We start from the raw sequence: 14,219 nt of genomic DNA on the forward strand, positions 1-14,219 counted from the left end.
CCTCCGTCCGAGCGGCGAAGGGGTCCCGCGCCCGATCCGGCCGGCTGGCGTCTGGCGGGAATATTGCGGAGAAAACATATGTTTCTGAAAGAACTGACCGCCGTTCCGGAGACGGCGCTGCCGGTGGGTGCGTTGCGCGATCATCTGCGGCTTGGCACCGGGTTCGCGGATGCCGGGGCGCAGGATGTGGCGCTGGCGGCCTATCTGCGGGCGGCGATCGCGGCGATCGAGGGGCGCACGGCCAAGGCGCTGCTGGCGCGGGATTACCGGCTGCGGCTGTCGGGCTGGCGGGGGGCGCAGCTGGCGCTGCCGCTGGCGCCGGTGGCGGAGGTGCGCGCGGTCCGGTTGATCGACGCGGCGGATGCGGAGCAGATCGTGGCGCCTGCGCGCTACCGGCTGGTGCAGGATCTGGCGCGGCCGCGGATCGCGCCGCGCGGCGGTGTGTTGCCTGCCGTTCCCGATGGCGGCGCGGTCGAGGTGGATTTCACCGCCGGGTTCGGCCCGTTCTGGTCTGATCTGCCGGCCGATCTGGCGCAGGCGGTGATGCTGCTGGCGGCGCAATATTACGAATTGCGCCATGACGGGGCGGGTGCCGTGGCGGCCATGCCCTTTGGCGTCGCGGCGCTGATCGAGCCCTGGCGCACGGTGCGCGTGCTGGGGGGACGGGGATGAGCGTGCCGCGTCTGAACCGTCTGCTGGTGCTGGAGGAAGCGGCGCGCAGCCCCGATGACGGCGGTGGACATCGGCTGAGCTGGCAGGTGCTGGGGCAGCTCTGGGCCGAGGTGACGCCGGGCACCGGGGTCGAGCGGGCGGGGGAATTCGTCACGCTGGCCTCGGTGCCGTTCCGGATCGTGGTGCGGGCGGCGCCGGTCGGATCGCCGGCGCGGCCGCGGCCTGAGCAACGGTTTCGCGATGGCAGCCGGATCTTTCGCATCCTTGCCGTCGCCGAGGCGGACCCGGGTCAGCGTTACCTGACCTGCTTTGCCCGCGAGGAGGTGGTGGCATGAGCTATGGCACGGCGGCCGCATTGCAGGCGGCGGTCTATCAATGCCTGCGGGATGCGCCCGGGGTGGCGGCGCTGGTGGGCGCGGACATTTACGACGCGGTGCCGCCTGGCACGGTCACGGGGACCTATGTGGCGCTTGGGCCGGAGGATGTGGTCGATGCCTCGGACAAGACCGGGCGGGGCGCGCAGCATGATTTCATCGTCTCGGTGGTGACGGACGAGGCGGGATTTTCGGCGGCGAAAGAGGTGGCGGTGGCGATCTCGGACGCGCTGACGGGCGCGCGTCTGGTGCTGTCGCGTGGGTCGCTGGTGGCGATCTGGTTTCTGAAGGCGCGGGCGCGGCGGGTCGAGAAGGGCGCCGTGCGGCGGGTCGATCTGACGTTCCGGGCGCGGGTCGAGGACGATCCCGCCACGATCTGATCGGCGGGGCTGATCGGCGGCCTGATCGGCGGATTTCAATTCATTGGAGAAAGACATGGCGGCGCAGAATGGCAAGGATCTTCTGATCAAGCTCGACCTCAACGGATCGGGCCTGTTCGAGACCATCGCGGGGCTGAGGGCCTCGCGCATCAGCTTCAATGCGGAGACGGTGGATGTGACCTCGCTCGAAAGCCCCGGGGGGTGGCGCGAGCTGCTGGGGGGTGCGGGGGTGCGGTCGGCGGCGATCTCGGGCTCGGGGGTGTTCAAGGATGCCTCGACCGACGAGCGGGCGCGGCAGATCTTTTTCGACGGTGAGATGCCGCGGTTTCAGGTGATCGTGCCGGATTTCGGCATCGTCGAGGGGCCGTTCCTGATCACCGCGATCGAATATTCGGGCAGCTACAACGGCGAGGCGACCTATGAGATGAGCATGGCCTCGGCCGGGGCGCTGACGTTTACGGCGCTGTGATGGCGAATCCGATGGCGGGAGAGGTCGTGATCCGGCTGGACGGCCGCAAGCGGGTGGCGCGGCTGACACTGGGCGCCTTGGCCGAGGTGGAGGCGGAACTGGGCGGATCGGTTCTGGATCTGGTACGGCGGTTCGAGAGCGGGGCGTTTTCGGCGCGCGACATTCTGGTGCTGCTGTTCGCGGCGCTGAAGGCGGGCGGCTGGAAGGGCAGCGAGGAGGATCTGCGGCAGGCCGAGATCGGGGGCGGGCCGCTGGAAGCCGCGCGCATCGCGGCGACGTTGCTGGTGCGGGCCTTTACCGTGCCGGGGCAGGAATGAGCGGGCTGGACTGGCCCGGTCTGATGCGGGCCGGGATGCATGGGCTGGGCCTGAAGCCACGCGATTTCTGGGCGCTGACGCCCGCCGAGCTGGCGCTGATGCTGGGGCGGGAGGCGGGGAGGCCGCCTCTGTCCCGGGCGCGTCTGGCGGAACTTGCGCGGAAATGGCCGGACCGGGCGGCCTCGGGTGAACCTTTGGAAGGATGAACGGATGATCGAGGTGGACGGGCTCGACACCCTCGGCCGGCAGGCCGCGGAGCTGGAGCGCAATCTGGGCGGCGCGGGGGAGAACGCCGGGGCGTTCAACGACGAACTCACCCGGATGCGGGAGGGGATGGTCTATACCTCGCGCGAGATGGCGCAGTTGGGGGACCGGATCGGACGCTCGCTCGGCCGTGCGTTCGACGATGTGGTGTTCGACGGGATGAAGCTGTCGGACGCGCTGAAACAGGTATCGCAGACGATGGCGGACAGCGCCTATCGCATCGCCATGCGGCCGGTCGAGCAGGCTGCCGGCGGGGCGATGGCGACGGGGATCAACAATCTGCTGAGCGGGATGTTGCCCTTTGCCGATGGCTCGGCGTTCAGTCAGGGGCGGGTGGTGCCGTTCGCCTCGGGCGGGGTGGTCAGCGCGCCGGTGGCCTTTCCGATGCGCGGCGCCACCGGCCTGATGGGCGAGGCGGGGCCGGAGGCGATCATGCCGCTGACCCGTGGGGCCGATGGGCGGCTGGGCGTGCAGGCGCAAGGCGGCCGTTCGGTCAATGTGACGATGAACATCTCGACCCCCGATGTCGCGGCTTTCGCGCGCAGCCAGAGCCAGATCGCCGCGCAGGTGAACCGGGCGCTGTCGCGCGGACAGCGGAACGCCTGAGGAGGAAACATGGCTTTTCATGAGGTTCGATTTCCCGCCAATCTGAGCTTCGGCTCGGTCGGCGGGCCGGAGCGGCGCACGGAGATCGTGACGCTGACGAACGGGTTCGAGGAACGCAACAGCCCCTGGGCGCATTCGCGGCGCAGCTATGACGCGGGGGTGGGGCTGCGGTCGCTGGACGACGTGGAGCGGCTGATCGCCTTTTTCGAGGCGCGCGGCGGGCAGTTGCACGGGTTCCGCTGGAAGGACTGGGCGGATTACAAGAGTTGCCCGGCCTCGCAGGAGGTCGGTTTCGAGGATCAGGTGATCGGCACGGGGGACGGGCAGACCCGGACCTTTGCGCTGGCAAAGACCTATCGGTCGGGCGATTTCAGCTATGTGCGCCCGATCCTGAAGCCCGTGGCGGGCACGGTGGTGACGGGCATTCAGGGGCATCACCAGTCCGAGGGGGACGCCTTTACGCTGGATACCGCGCGGGGTGAGGTGACATTCGCCGTCGCGCCGGGCGCGGGTGCGGTGGTGACGGCGGGGTTCGAGTTCGACGTTCCGGTGCGGTTCGACACCGACCGGATACAGGTTTCGGTGCAGTCCTTCCGGGCGGGCGATCTGCCGCAGGTGCCGGTGGTGGAGGTGCGGATATGACGGGCTACCCGGAGGCCTTTCAGGCCCATCTGGACACCGGCTGCACGACCATTGCCCGTGCCTGGGCGGTGACGCGGCAGGACGGGGTCACGCTGGGTTTTACCGATCATGACCGGGCGCTGGACTTCGCGGGTATCCGGTTCGAGCCGGACAGCGGCATGACGGCCAAGGCGCTGACGCAGGGCACGGGGCTGTCGGTCGACAATACCGAGGGCTATGGCGCGCTGAATTCCGATGCGATCAGCGAGGCCGATCTGCTGGCGGGCCGCTATGACGGGGCGGAGATCCGCAGCTGGCTGGTGAACTGGGCGGAGCCCACGTCGCATGTGCTGATCTTTCGCGGCACATTCGGCGAGGTCAGCCGGGGCGCGGGAGCCTTTACCGTTGAGCTTCGGGGATTGAGCGAGCCTTTGGGGCAGGCGACCGGGCGGGTCTATCATCCGCGTTGTTCGGCGGTGCTGGGGGACGGGGCCTGCCGGTTCGATCTGACGCGCACTGGGTATTTCCGCGAAACCGTGGTCGAGACGGTCGAGGATGCGCTGGTGTTCCGTTTCGCGCCGTTCGACGGGTTCGAGGACCGCTGGTTCGAGAAGGGGCGGCTCAGGGTGCTGGGCGGTGCCGCTGTCGGGCTGATCGGCATGGTGAAGAACGACCGCATCCAGACGGATGGCACGCGCCGGATCGAGCTGTGGCAGCGTCTGGGGGCGGAGGTCGCGCCGGGCGACGTGATCCGGCTTGAGGCGGGATGCGATCGCCGGGGCGAGACCTGCCGGTTGAAGTTCGACAATTTCATGAATTTTCGTGGGTTTCCGCATGTGCCGGGGGAGGATTGGATGAGCTCCTACCCGGTGAAGGCGGGCACGAACGACGGGGGGAGCCTGTTCAAGTGACCGGAACGGACAACGGCATCGGGCTGCGCGCGGTTGGCATCGCGCGGCAATGGATCGGGACGCCCTATCTGCATCAGGCCTCGGTCCGGGGGGTGGGGACGGATTGTCTTGGGCTGCTGCGCGGCATCTGGCGCGCGCTTTACGGCGAAGAACCGGAGGCCGTGCCGCCCTATACCGCCGACTGGGCGGAACCCGCGCGGCAGGAGCGTCTCTGGCAGGCGGCGGAGCGGCATCTGCTGCGCGCCCCGGACGGCGTGCCTGCCCCGGGACAGGTGCTGTTGTTCCGGATGCGTGCGGGATCCATCGCCAAACATCTGGGCATTTCGGCGGAGCCGGCGCCGGGCCGTAAAAGCTTCATCCATGCCTATACCGGGCATGGCGTGATCGAGAGCCCGCTTTCCACACCATGGCAGCGCCGCATCGTGGCGCGCTTCACCTTTCCCGCAGGAGCCTGACCATGGCGACGATCCTTCTTTCCGCGGCAGGCGGCGCGATCGGGGCCGGGTTCGGCGGCACGATCCTTGGGCTTTCGGGCGCGGTGATCGGCCGGGCGGCAGGCGCCGTCGTCGGTCATGCGATCGACCAGCGGCTGCTTGGCTCGGGCTCGCAGAGCGTGGAGACCGGGCGGGTCGAGCGGCTGCGCATGACCAGCGCCGCCGAGGGCGAGGCGGTTGGCATCCTTTGGGGGCGGATGCGGGTTGCCGGGCAGGTGATCTGGGCGACGCGCTTTTTCGAGAGCGCGGTGACGACGAAGCAGTCCTCGGGCGGCAAGGGGTCGAGCCGGTCTGGCGGCAGCGTCACGACGACGAGCTACAGCTATTCCGTCAGTCTGGCGATCGCGCTGTGCGAGGGGGAGATCCTGCGCGTCGGGCGGATCTGGGCGGATGGGACGGAGGTCGACCGCTCGACCCTGAACATGCGGGTCTATCGCGGATCCGAGGATCAGTTGCCCGACCCGAAGATCGCCGCGGTGGAGGGGGCCGAGGAGGCACCGGCCTATCGCGGCATCGCCTATGTGGTCATCGAGGATCTGCAGCTTGCGCCCTTCGGCAATCGCGTGCCGATCTTTTCGTTCGAGGTGATGCGGGCGTCGGGCGGCGCGGGGCTGCCCGCATTGCCGGACCTGACCCGCGCCGTTCGGGGCGTGTCGATGATCCCGGGGACGGGGGAATATTCCCTTGCGACGACGCGGGTCTATCAGCCGGGCGCGGATGGCCAGACGGTCGCGGTGAATGAGAACGCGCCGGGCGGGATCACCGATTTCAGCCAGTCGGTGCAGGCGCTGGACGAGGAACTGCCCGCCTGCGGCTCGGTTTCGCTTGTCGTGTCGTGGTTCGGGACCGATCTGCGTTGCGGGGAATGCCTGATCCGGCCCGAGGTTTCGGAAAAGACCGCGGATGGCAGCAACATGCCGTGGCGGGTCTCGGGGCTGACGCGGCAGACGGCGTTGCAACTTCCGCAGCTGGACGGTGGGGCGGTCTATGGGGGAACGCCGGCGGATGCCTCGGTCATCGAGGCGATCCGTGCCTTGCGGGAGGCGGGGAAGGCGGTGACCTTCTATCCGTTCATCCTGATGGAGCAGATGGCGGGCAATACCTTGCCAGATCCCTGGAGCGGGGCGGTGGGGCAGGCCCCCTTGCCTTGGCGGGGGCGGATCACCCTGTCCGCGGCGCCGGGGCGCGACGATAGCCCGGATGGCACTGCCGCTGCCGAGGCCGAGGTGGCGGCGTTCTTTGGCGCGGCCGTGCCGGGGGATTATCATGTCCGGACCGATACCGTCGATTACGCCGGGCCGCAGGAATGGTCGATGCGGCGCTTCATCCTGCATTACGCGCATCTGTGCGCACTGGCGGGTGGGGTCGATGCCTTCTGTATCGGCACCGAGATGGTCGCGCTGACGCAGATACGGGGACCGGGGAACAGCTTTCCGGCGGTCGCCGCGTTGCGCGCGCTGGCACGGGATGTGCGCGAGATCCTCGGCCCGGACTGCAAGATCGGCTATGCGGCCGACTGGTCGGAATATTTCGGCTATCATCCGGGAGATGGGGAGTGCTTCTTCCACCTCGATCCGCTCTGGGCCGATCCCGAGATCGACTTCATCGGCATCGACAATTACATGCCGCTGTCGGACTGGCGCGACGGGATCGGGCATCTGGATGCGGGATGGCGCTCGATCTACAACCCCGATTATCTGAAGGCGAATATCGAGGCCGGGGAGGGCTTCGACTGGTATTACGCGCATCCCGAGCATCGGGATGCGCAGATCCGGACACCGATCACCGATGGCGAGGGGGAGCCGTGGCTCTGGCGCTACAAGGACATTCGCAACTGGTGGACGAATTTCCATTATCAGCGGGTAGGGGGTGTGCGCGATCCGGACCCGACGGAATGGGTGCCGCAATCAAAGCCCATCTGGTTCACCGAGCTTGGCTGTGCGGCGGTCGACAAGGGGACGAACCAGCCGAACAAGTTCCATGATCCCAAAAGCTCTGAATCCGCGCTGCCCTATTATTCCAACGGCCGGCGGGACGAGCTGATCCAGATGCAATATCTGCGTGCGATGCTGTCATACTGGGAGGATCCCGCGCGCAATCCGGTATCGCCGGTCTACGGCGGTCCGATGATCGACATGGGACGGGCGCATGTCTGGGCCTGGGACGCGCGGCCCTATCCGCAGTTTCCGCAACGCTCGGATCTGTGGGCGGACAGCGACAATTACGCGCGCGGACACTGGATTTCCGGCCGGGCGGTGTCGCAGCCGCTGGATTGCGTGGTGGCCGAGATCTGCCATCGGTCCGGAGTGAGGGATGTCGATACGCGCGCGGTCCATGGCGTCGTGCGGGGCTTTGTCATGGAAGGGGGACAGAGCGGGCGGGCCGCGCTGCAATCGCTGTGCCTCGCCTATGGGATGGAAGCGGTCGAGCGCGACGGGACGCTGGCTTTCCGCATGCGGGACGGGTTGCCCGTGGCGCGGCTGACGGCGGAGGATATGGCGCTGGGCGAAAATGACGGCGCGGTCGAGACCATCCGGGCGCCCGAGGCCGAAAGCTCGGGGCGGGTGCGATTCACTTATGTCGAGGCGGACGGGGATTTCGAGACGGCTTCGGTCGAGGCGGTCTTCCCCGACGAGGAGGCCGGAGGCATCACCGGATCCGAGATCCCGGTGGCGCTGACGCGCGCGTTGGCGCAGGGCACGGCGGAACGCTGGCTGGCCGAGGCGCGCGTGGCGCGGGACACGGCGCGTTTCGTATTGCCGCCCTCGCGGGGGCATCTGGGCGCGGGGGATGTGGTCACGCTCGATGCGGAGGAGGGTCATCGCCATTACCGGATCGACCGGGTGGAGCGCGCGGAAGCCGTGAGCATTGAGGCGGTGCGGGTCGAGGCCGGGGTTTACGAAGCCTCGGACGAGGCGGACGTTCGGGTGATCGGGCGGCCCTTCGCCGCGCCGGTGCCGGTGACGACGGTCTTCCTCGACCTGCCGCTGATGACCGGGGAGGAGGACCCGGTCGCCCCGCATCTGGCGGTCAATGCGACGCCGTGGCCGGGATCGGTGGCGGTCTATGCCGCGGTCGAGGATGCGGGCTATGCGCTCGATCAGGTGATCGACACGCGCGCCGCGATGGGGGTAACGCTGTCGCCGCTGCACCGGGCGCAGGCGGGCGTGTGGGATCGCGGAGCGCCGTTGCGGGTGCGGATGGATTGGGGGTCTCTGGCCTCGGTCTCGCCCTTGCAGCTGTTTTCGGGCGACAATCTGATGGCGATCGGCGACGGGCTTGGAAATTCGGATTGGGAATTGTTCCAGTTCGCCGGGGCCACGCCGGTCGCGCCGGGGGAATGGGAGCTGACGATGCGTCTGCGCGGGCAGCTTGGCACGGACGGGATCATGCCGGATGTCTGGCCGGAGGGAAGCCGGGTGGTGGTGGTCGATGCCGCCTTGCGGCAGATCTCGCTGCCCGCTTCGGCAAGGGGGCTGATGCGGCATTACCGCATCGGGCCGGCGCTGCAAGGCTATGACGATCCGTCCTATGTGCATCGTGAAGAGGCTTTCTTCGGCATCGGCCAGCGCCCGCTGAGCCCGTGCCATCTGCGGGGCGAGACTGTCGGGGAAGGCGTGCGGTTTCGCTGGACACGGCGGACGCGGATCGATGGGGACAGCTGGGAGGGCTATGACGTTCCCCTTGGCGAAACGCGGGAGGCCTATCTGGTGCGTGTCCTGACGGATGGGGTGATCCGCCGCGAGGTGGTGGTGACGGAGCCGGTCTGGCTGTATTCCACCACGGCGCGTCTGGCCGATGGGGTGGGCGGCGCGTATCGGGTGGAGGTGGCGCAGATCTCGGACGCATTCGGGGTGGGGCCTGCCGCACGCTGGCAGGCTTCGGAATGATCCGGCCCGTGCGGGCACTGGTCGCCTGCCGCGTCCTGTGCTAGTTTGGCCGCCAAAATTCAGGAGAACCGCCATGGCCGAGATGCGCCCCAAGATTGCAGCCGTTGATCCCGTCTGGGGCCGGATCTGTGCCGAGGCGGTCGAGGCCGTGCGCGATGAACCTTTGCTGGGGGCGCTGATCCACGCGGGGCTGCTGCACCATGCGACGATGGAAAGGGCGCTGGCCTATCGCTTTTCGCTCAAGCTGGCCTCGGGCGAGATGAGTGAGCAGATCCTGCGCGAGATCGCCGACGAGGCCTATGGCTCCACGGCGGAACTGGGTGTCGCGGCGCGGGCGGATCTGGTCGCGGTCTTTGAACGCGATCCGGCCTGCCATCGGTTCCTGCAGCCGATCCTGTTCTTCAAGGGCTATCAGGCGTTACAGGCCTATCGCATCGCGCATTGGCTCTGGCAGCGGGGGCGGCGCGACATGGCCTATTTCGTGCAGATGCGCACCTCGGAGATGTTCGGCGTCGATATCCATCCGGCGGCGAAGATCGGCAAGGCGGTGATGATCGACCATGCCCATTCCATCGTCATCGGGGAAACCGCGGTGGTCGGGGACAATGTCTCGATGCTGCATTCGGTGACGCTTGGCGGCACCGGCAAGGAAGAACAGGACCGCCATCCGAAGATCGGCGATGGCGTCCTGATCGGGGCCGGGGCAAAGGTGCTTGGCAATATCAAGGTCGGCAACAACAGCCGGATCGCCGCGGGGTCGGTGGTGCTGAGCGATGTGCCCCCGTGCAAGACCGTGGCCGGCGTGCCCGCGAAGATCGTGGGGGAGGCGGGATGCGATCAGCCCTCGGTCAAGATGGACCATCGTCTCAAGAACTGTGCCGGCGGCGAGTGATTTCCGCCGCCCGCCGATGGGGTGGGCGAACCGGAATTGCGAGCCGTCAGGCGGGGTTGCCTGCGGTGGGGAGAGGGAACCTTCTGCCTGCGACCGCGTTTGACGATCGACATGCGCCGCCATGCGGGGATATGCTCCGCCTCGGGCGACGCGCTGTCTGCGAGCCGGAATGAAGGAGCGATTCAATGGCCTCCAAGACCACCCATGCGACCAAGAACGATGTGCCTTCCAATGCGAAGGCCACGGTGATCGCATTGCTGAACAAGAACCTTACGGCGATGATCGACCTCGCGCTTGTGACCAAGCAGGCGCATTGGAACCTCAAGGGGATCCAGTTCATCGCCATTCACGAGATGCTGGACGATTTCCGCGCGATGATCGACGAACATGCCGATACGATCGCGGAACGCGCCATCCAGTTGGGGGGAACGGCCTATGGCACCGCGCAGACCGTCGCGGAAACCACGGAGCTGAAGCCCTATCCCACCGATATCTATGCGATCCGCGATCATCTGGATGCGCTGATCGATCGCTATGGCGCGGTGGCGAACCTGCTGCGCAAGTCGATCGACGATTCCGATGAAGCGGGCGATGCCGATGCGGCCGATATTTTCACCGCCGCCTCGCGGGCGGTGGACAAGGCGCTGTGGTTCCTCGAGGCACATATTCAGGAATGATCCGGCGGGATCGCCTGTGAATTGCAAAACCCGGCGGGATGTTCCCGCCGGGTTTTTTCATGTGGCGGGCGAGGTTTCGTGCCTCGCCCCGTGTTTCAGGCGATCTCGACCAGCAGATCCTTGGCGTCGATCTGCGCGCCGGGCGCGACGTGGAGCGCCTTGATCGTGCCGGCCTTGTCGGCCTGCAAACCCGTCTCCATCTTCATCGCCTCGATCGTCAGCAGCAGATCGCCCGGCTTCACCGACTGACCGACCGTGACCGCCACCGAGGCGACCGAACCGGGCATCGGTGCGCCGATCTGGCCGGGGTCGGCGGGATCCGCCTTCGGCCGCGCCTTGACCGCCGATTTCGCCGCGCGGTTCGGCACGCGGGCGGAACGCGGCTGGCCGTTCAGTTCAAAGAAGACCTTCACCTCGCCGTTGTCGTCGGTTTCCGACTTGGTCTGGAACCGGATTTCCAGCGTCTTGCCGGGATCGATCTCGACCGAGATCTCATCCCCCTGGGTCATGCCATAGAAGAAGACCGGCGTGGGCAGGGTCCGCACCGGGCCATAGGTGCGGTGCCGCCCCATGTAGTCGAGGAAGACCTTCGGATACATGAGATAGGAGGCCAGCTCCTCGTCCGAGACCTCGTATCCTTCAAGCTCTTCACGCAGCTTTTGCCGCGTGGCATCCAGATCGACGGCGGGCAGGTGCTTGCCGGGCCGCTCGGTCGAGGGCTGCTCACCCTTCAGCACCTTGGCGGTGATGCCCTCGGGCCAGCCGCCCGGAGGCTGGCCGAGATTGCCCTTGAGCATGTCGGCGACCGAATCCGGGAAGGAGACGTCCTTTGCCGGGTCGAGCACGTCCTCCTTGGTCAGGTTCTGCGCCACCATCATCAGCGCCATGTCGCCCACCACCTTGGACGAAGGCGTGACCTTGACGATATCCCCGAAAATCTGGTTCGCATCGGCATAGGCCTGCGCGACCTCGTGCCAGCGTTCCTCAAGCCCGAGGGAGCGCGCCTGCGCCTTGAGGTTGGTGAACTGGCCGCCGGGCATTTCGTGCAGATAGACCTCGGAGGCCGGGGCCTGAAGGCCGCTTTCGAAGGCCGCGTATTGCGTCCGCACCGCTTCCCAGTAGTTCGAGATCCGCCGGATCGTGCCGATGTCGAGCCCGGTGTCGCGGTCGGTATGGGCAAGCGCCTCGACGATAGACCCGAGGCAGGGCTGCGACGTGCCGCCCGAGAAGGCATCCATGGACGCATCGACCGCATCCACCCCCGCTTCGGCGGCGGCGAGGATCGAGGCCCCGGAAATCCCCGAGGTGTCATGCGTGTGGAAGTGGATCGGCAGGTCGACCTCTTCCTTCAGCGCCTTGATCAGCACCCTGGCCGAGGCGGGCTTCAACAGCCCCGCCATGTCCTTCAGGCCAAGGACATGGGCGCCCGCGGCCTCCAGCTCCTTCGCCATTCCGACATAGTATTTCAGGTCGTATTTCGCCCGGTCGGGGTTCAGGATGTCGCCGGTGTAACAGATCGTGCCTTCGCAGATCTTGCCCGAGGCGATCACCGCATCCATCGCGACGCGCATGTTCTCGACCCAGTTCAGGCTGTCGAAGACGCGGAACACGTCGACCCCGGATTTCGCCGCACGATCGACGAAATAGGTCACCACGTTGTCGGGATAGTTGGTGTAGCCCACCCCGTTCGAGGCGCGCAGCAGCATCTGCGTCATGATGTTGGGCATCTTTTCGCGGATCTGGTGCAGCCGGTTCCACGGGCATTCCTGCAAGAAGCGATAGGCCACGTCGAAGGTCGCGCCGCCCCAGCATTCGACCGAGAACAGATCCCCCAGATTGGCCGCATAGACCGGCGCCGCCTTGACCATGTCGATCGAGCGCATCCGCGTCGCCAGCAACGACTGATGCCCGTCGCGCATCGTCGTGTCGGTGATCAGCAGTTTCTTCTGCGCCTTCATCCAGTCGGCGACGGCTTTAGGGCCTTTTTCGTCCAGCAACTGCCGCGTGCCGGGCTTCACCTCGCCCTTGAGCGGCGGCAGTTGCGGCGGCTTCGCATCCGCCGGAGGCTTGGCGCGCCCCGTGGTTTCGGGATGACCGTTGACCGAGATATCCGCGATATAGGTCAGGATCTTGGTCGCGCGGTCGGCGCGGCGGGCGAATTTGAACAGATCCGGCGTCGTGTCGATGAACTTCGTCGTATAGCTCATGTCCAGGAAGGTCGGATGCTTGAGCAGGTTGACGACGAATTCGATATTGGTGCTGACGCCTCGGATTCGGAATTCGCGCAGGGCGCGGTCCATCCGGTGGATCGCCTGATCGGGCGTCTGCGCCCAGGCGGTGACCTTCACCAGCAGGGAATCATAGTAGCGCGTGACGACGCCGCCCGCATAGGCCGTGCCGCCATCCAGACGGATGCCCATGCCGGTCGCGGTGCGATAGGCGGTGATCCGGCCGTAGTCGGGGATGAAGTTGTTCTGCGGATCCTCGGTCGTCACCCGGCATTGGAGCGCATGGCCCGACAGATGCACATCCGCCTGGCTGGCGGCGCCGGTCGCTTCGGCCAAGGTCGCGCCCTCGGCGATCTTGATCTGCGCCTGCACGATGTCGATGCCGGTGACCTCTTCGGTGACCGTATGTTCGACCTGCACGCGGGGGTTCACCTCGATGAAGTAGAACTTGCCCGTGTCCATATCCATCAGGAATTCGACGGTGCCCGCGCATTCGTAGTTCACATGGGCGCAGATGCGGCGGCCCATCTCGCAGACTTCGGCACGCTGTTCGTCGGTCAGGTAGGGGGCGGGGGCGCGTTCGACGACCTTCTGGTTGCGCCGCTGCACGGTGCAGTCGCGTTCGTAGAGGTGGTAAATGTGGCCGTATTTGTCGCCAAGGATCTGCACCTCGACATGCCGGGCGCGGATGATCATCTTTTCCAGATAACCCTCGCCATTGCCGAAGGCGGCCTCAGCCTCGCGCCGGCCTTCGCGCACCTTGGCCTCAAGCTCGTCGGGGCCGAGAATCGGGCGCATGCCGCGTCCGCCGCCGCCCCAGGACGCCTTGAGCATCAGCGGATAGCCGACCTCGGCGGCCTCCTTGCGGATCGCGTCGAAATCCTCGCCCAGAACCTCGGTCGCGGGAATCACCGGCACGCCCGCCTCGATCGCCACCCGGCGGGCCGAGGCCTTGTCGCCCAATGCCCGCATCGTCGCGGCCTTCGGCCCGATGAAGGTGATTCCGGCGGCGTCGCAAGCCTCGACGAAATCGGGGTTTTCCGACAGCAGGCCATAGCCCGGGTGAATCGCATCCGCGCCCGATTCTTTCGCGACCCGAATGATTTCCGGAATGCTCAGATAGGCGCCGACGGGGCTCAGCCCCGCGCCGATCCGGTAGGCCTCATCCGCCTTGAAACGGTGCAGGGAAAGCTTGTCCTCCTCAGCATAGACCGCAACGGTTTTCTTGCCCAATTCGTTCGCCGCGCGCATCACCCGGATGGCGATTTCCCCGCGATTGGCGATTAGAATTTTGCTGAACATTTCCTGAACCCTCTCCCTCGGTCAATGTATGGAGCCTTATCTATGCCGCGTTGCAGCGCAAGATAGAAATGAACAAGGCTATGCAATTTCTGTTGCAGGGCCATTGCAGTCCGTTGCAGGCG

Annotated in this window: 14 protein-coding genes; 13 read left to right on the top strand and 1 reads right to left on the bottom strand. The window is 66.7% G+C overall.

Features of this window, described 5'->3' with window-relative positions:
- Nucleotides 1–78: 78 nt before the first annotated feature.
- The 13 genes from D2T30_RS01895 (at nt 79) to dps (ending at nt 10,567) form a co-directional block, all read left to right on the top strand.
- Entirely contained in the window at nt 79–672 is a 594-nt protein-coding gene (locus tag D2T30_RS01895) for a head-tail connector protein (RefSeq protein ID WP_128207414.1), read from the top strand.
- The gene (locus tag D2T30_RS01900) at nt 669–1,007 is read left to right on the top strand and encodes a head-tail adaptor protein (protein WP_128207415.1); all 339 of its coding nucleotides are present in this window, start codon (nt 669–671) and stop codon (nt 1,005–1,007) included. Before D2T30_RS01895 ends, D2T30_RS01900 begins: the two co-directional genes overlap by 4 nt.
- Nucleotides 1,004–1,426 (top strand): DUF3168 domain-containing protein, encoded by a 423-nt coding sequence (locus D2T30_RS01905; RefSeq protein ID WP_128207416.1) that lies wholly within the window; start codon nt 1,004–1,006, stop codon nt 1,424–1,426. The genes D2T30_RS01900 and D2T30_RS01905 overlap by 4 nt, the downstream gene beginning before the upstream one ends.
- 55 nt (nt 1,427–1,481) lie before the next feature.
- A complete protein-coding gene (locus D2T30_RS01910; protein ID WP_128181148.1) occupies nt 1,482–1,895 on the top strand; it encodes a phage major tail protein, TP901-1 family in 414 nt (137 codons plus the stop codon).
- Nucleotides 1,895–2,212: a gene transfer agent family protein gene (locus tag D2T30_RS01915; RefSeq protein WP_128207417.1), complete on the top strand. Its 318-nt coding sequence runs from the start codon at nt 1,895–1,897 to the stop codon at nt 2,210–2,212. The genes D2T30_RS01910 and D2T30_RS01915 overlap by 1 nt, the downstream gene beginning before the upstream one ends.
- Nucleotides 2,209–2,418, top strand: coding sequence for a rcc01693 family protein (locus D2T30_RS01920; protein WP_128207418.1), 210 nt, complete (start codon nt 2,209–2,211; stop codon nt 2,416–2,418). The genes D2T30_RS01915 and D2T30_RS01920 overlap by 4 nt, the downstream gene beginning before the upstream one ends.
- Nucleotides 2,419–2,422: 4 nt before the next feature.
- A complete protein-coding gene (locus D2T30_RS01925) occupies nt 2,423–3,082 on the top strand; it encodes a phage tail tape measure protein (protein WP_128207419.1) in 660 nt (219 codons plus the stop codon).
- 9 nt (nt 3,083–3,091) lie between these two features.
- Complete coding sequence (locus D2T30_RS01930; protein ID WP_128207420.1) at nt 3,092–3,724, top strand: DUF2460 domain-containing protein; 633 nt, start codon at nt 3,092–3,094, stop codon at nt 3,722–3,724.
- Nucleotides 3,721–4,614, top strand: coding sequence for a DUF2163 domain-containing protein (locus D2T30_RS01935; protein ID WP_128181138.1), 894 nt, complete (start codon nt 3,721–3,723; stop codon nt 4,612–4,614). Before D2T30_RS01930 ends, D2T30_RS01935 begins: the two co-directional genes overlap by 4 nt.
- Nucleotides 4,611–5,069: an NlpC/P60 family protein gene (locus D2T30_RS01940; RefSeq protein WP_241651170.1), complete on the top strand. Its 459-nt coding sequence runs from the start codon at nt 4,611–4,613 to the stop codon at nt 5,067–5,069. Before D2T30_RS01935 ends, D2T30_RS01940 begins: the two co-directional genes overlap by 4 nt.
- Before the next feature lie 2 nt (nt 5,070–5,071).
- Entirely contained in the window at nt 5,072–8,998 is a 3,927-nt protein-coding gene (locus D2T30_RS01945) for a baseplate multidomain protein megatron (protein WP_128207421.1), read from the top strand.
- A gap of 73 nt (nt 8,999–9,071) precedes the next feature.
- Entirely contained in the window at nt 9,072–9,890 is an 819-nt protein-coding gene (gene cysE / locus D2T30_RS01950; protein ID WP_128181134.1) for a serine O-acetyltransferase, read from the top strand.
- Between the two features lie 185 nt (nt 9,891–10,075).
- Nucleotides 10,076–10,567, top strand: a complete 492-nt coding sequence (dps, locus tag D2T30_RS01955; RefSeq protein ID WP_128181132.1) for a DNA starvation/stationary phase protection protein Dps — start codon at nt 10,076–10,078, stop codon at nt 10,565–10,567.
- 95 nt (nt 10,568–10,662) lie between these two features.
- Here the strand turns inward: dps and D2T30_RS01960 are convergent, their stop codons facing one another.
- Nucleotides 10,663–14,097, bottom strand: coding sequence for a pyruvate carboxylase (locus D2T30_RS01960; protein ID WP_128207422.1), 3,435 nt, complete (start codon nt 14,095–14,097; stop codon nt 10,663–10,665).
- Between the last annotated feature and the right edge of the window lie 122 nt (nt 14,098–14,219).

The sequence above is a fragment of the Paenirhodobacter populi genome (genome assembly GCF_004022215.1).
In the GTDB taxonomy this organism is placed as follows: Bacteria; Pseudomonadota; Alphaproteobacteria; order Rhodobacterales; family Rhodobacteraceae; genus Rhodobacter; species Rhodobacter populi.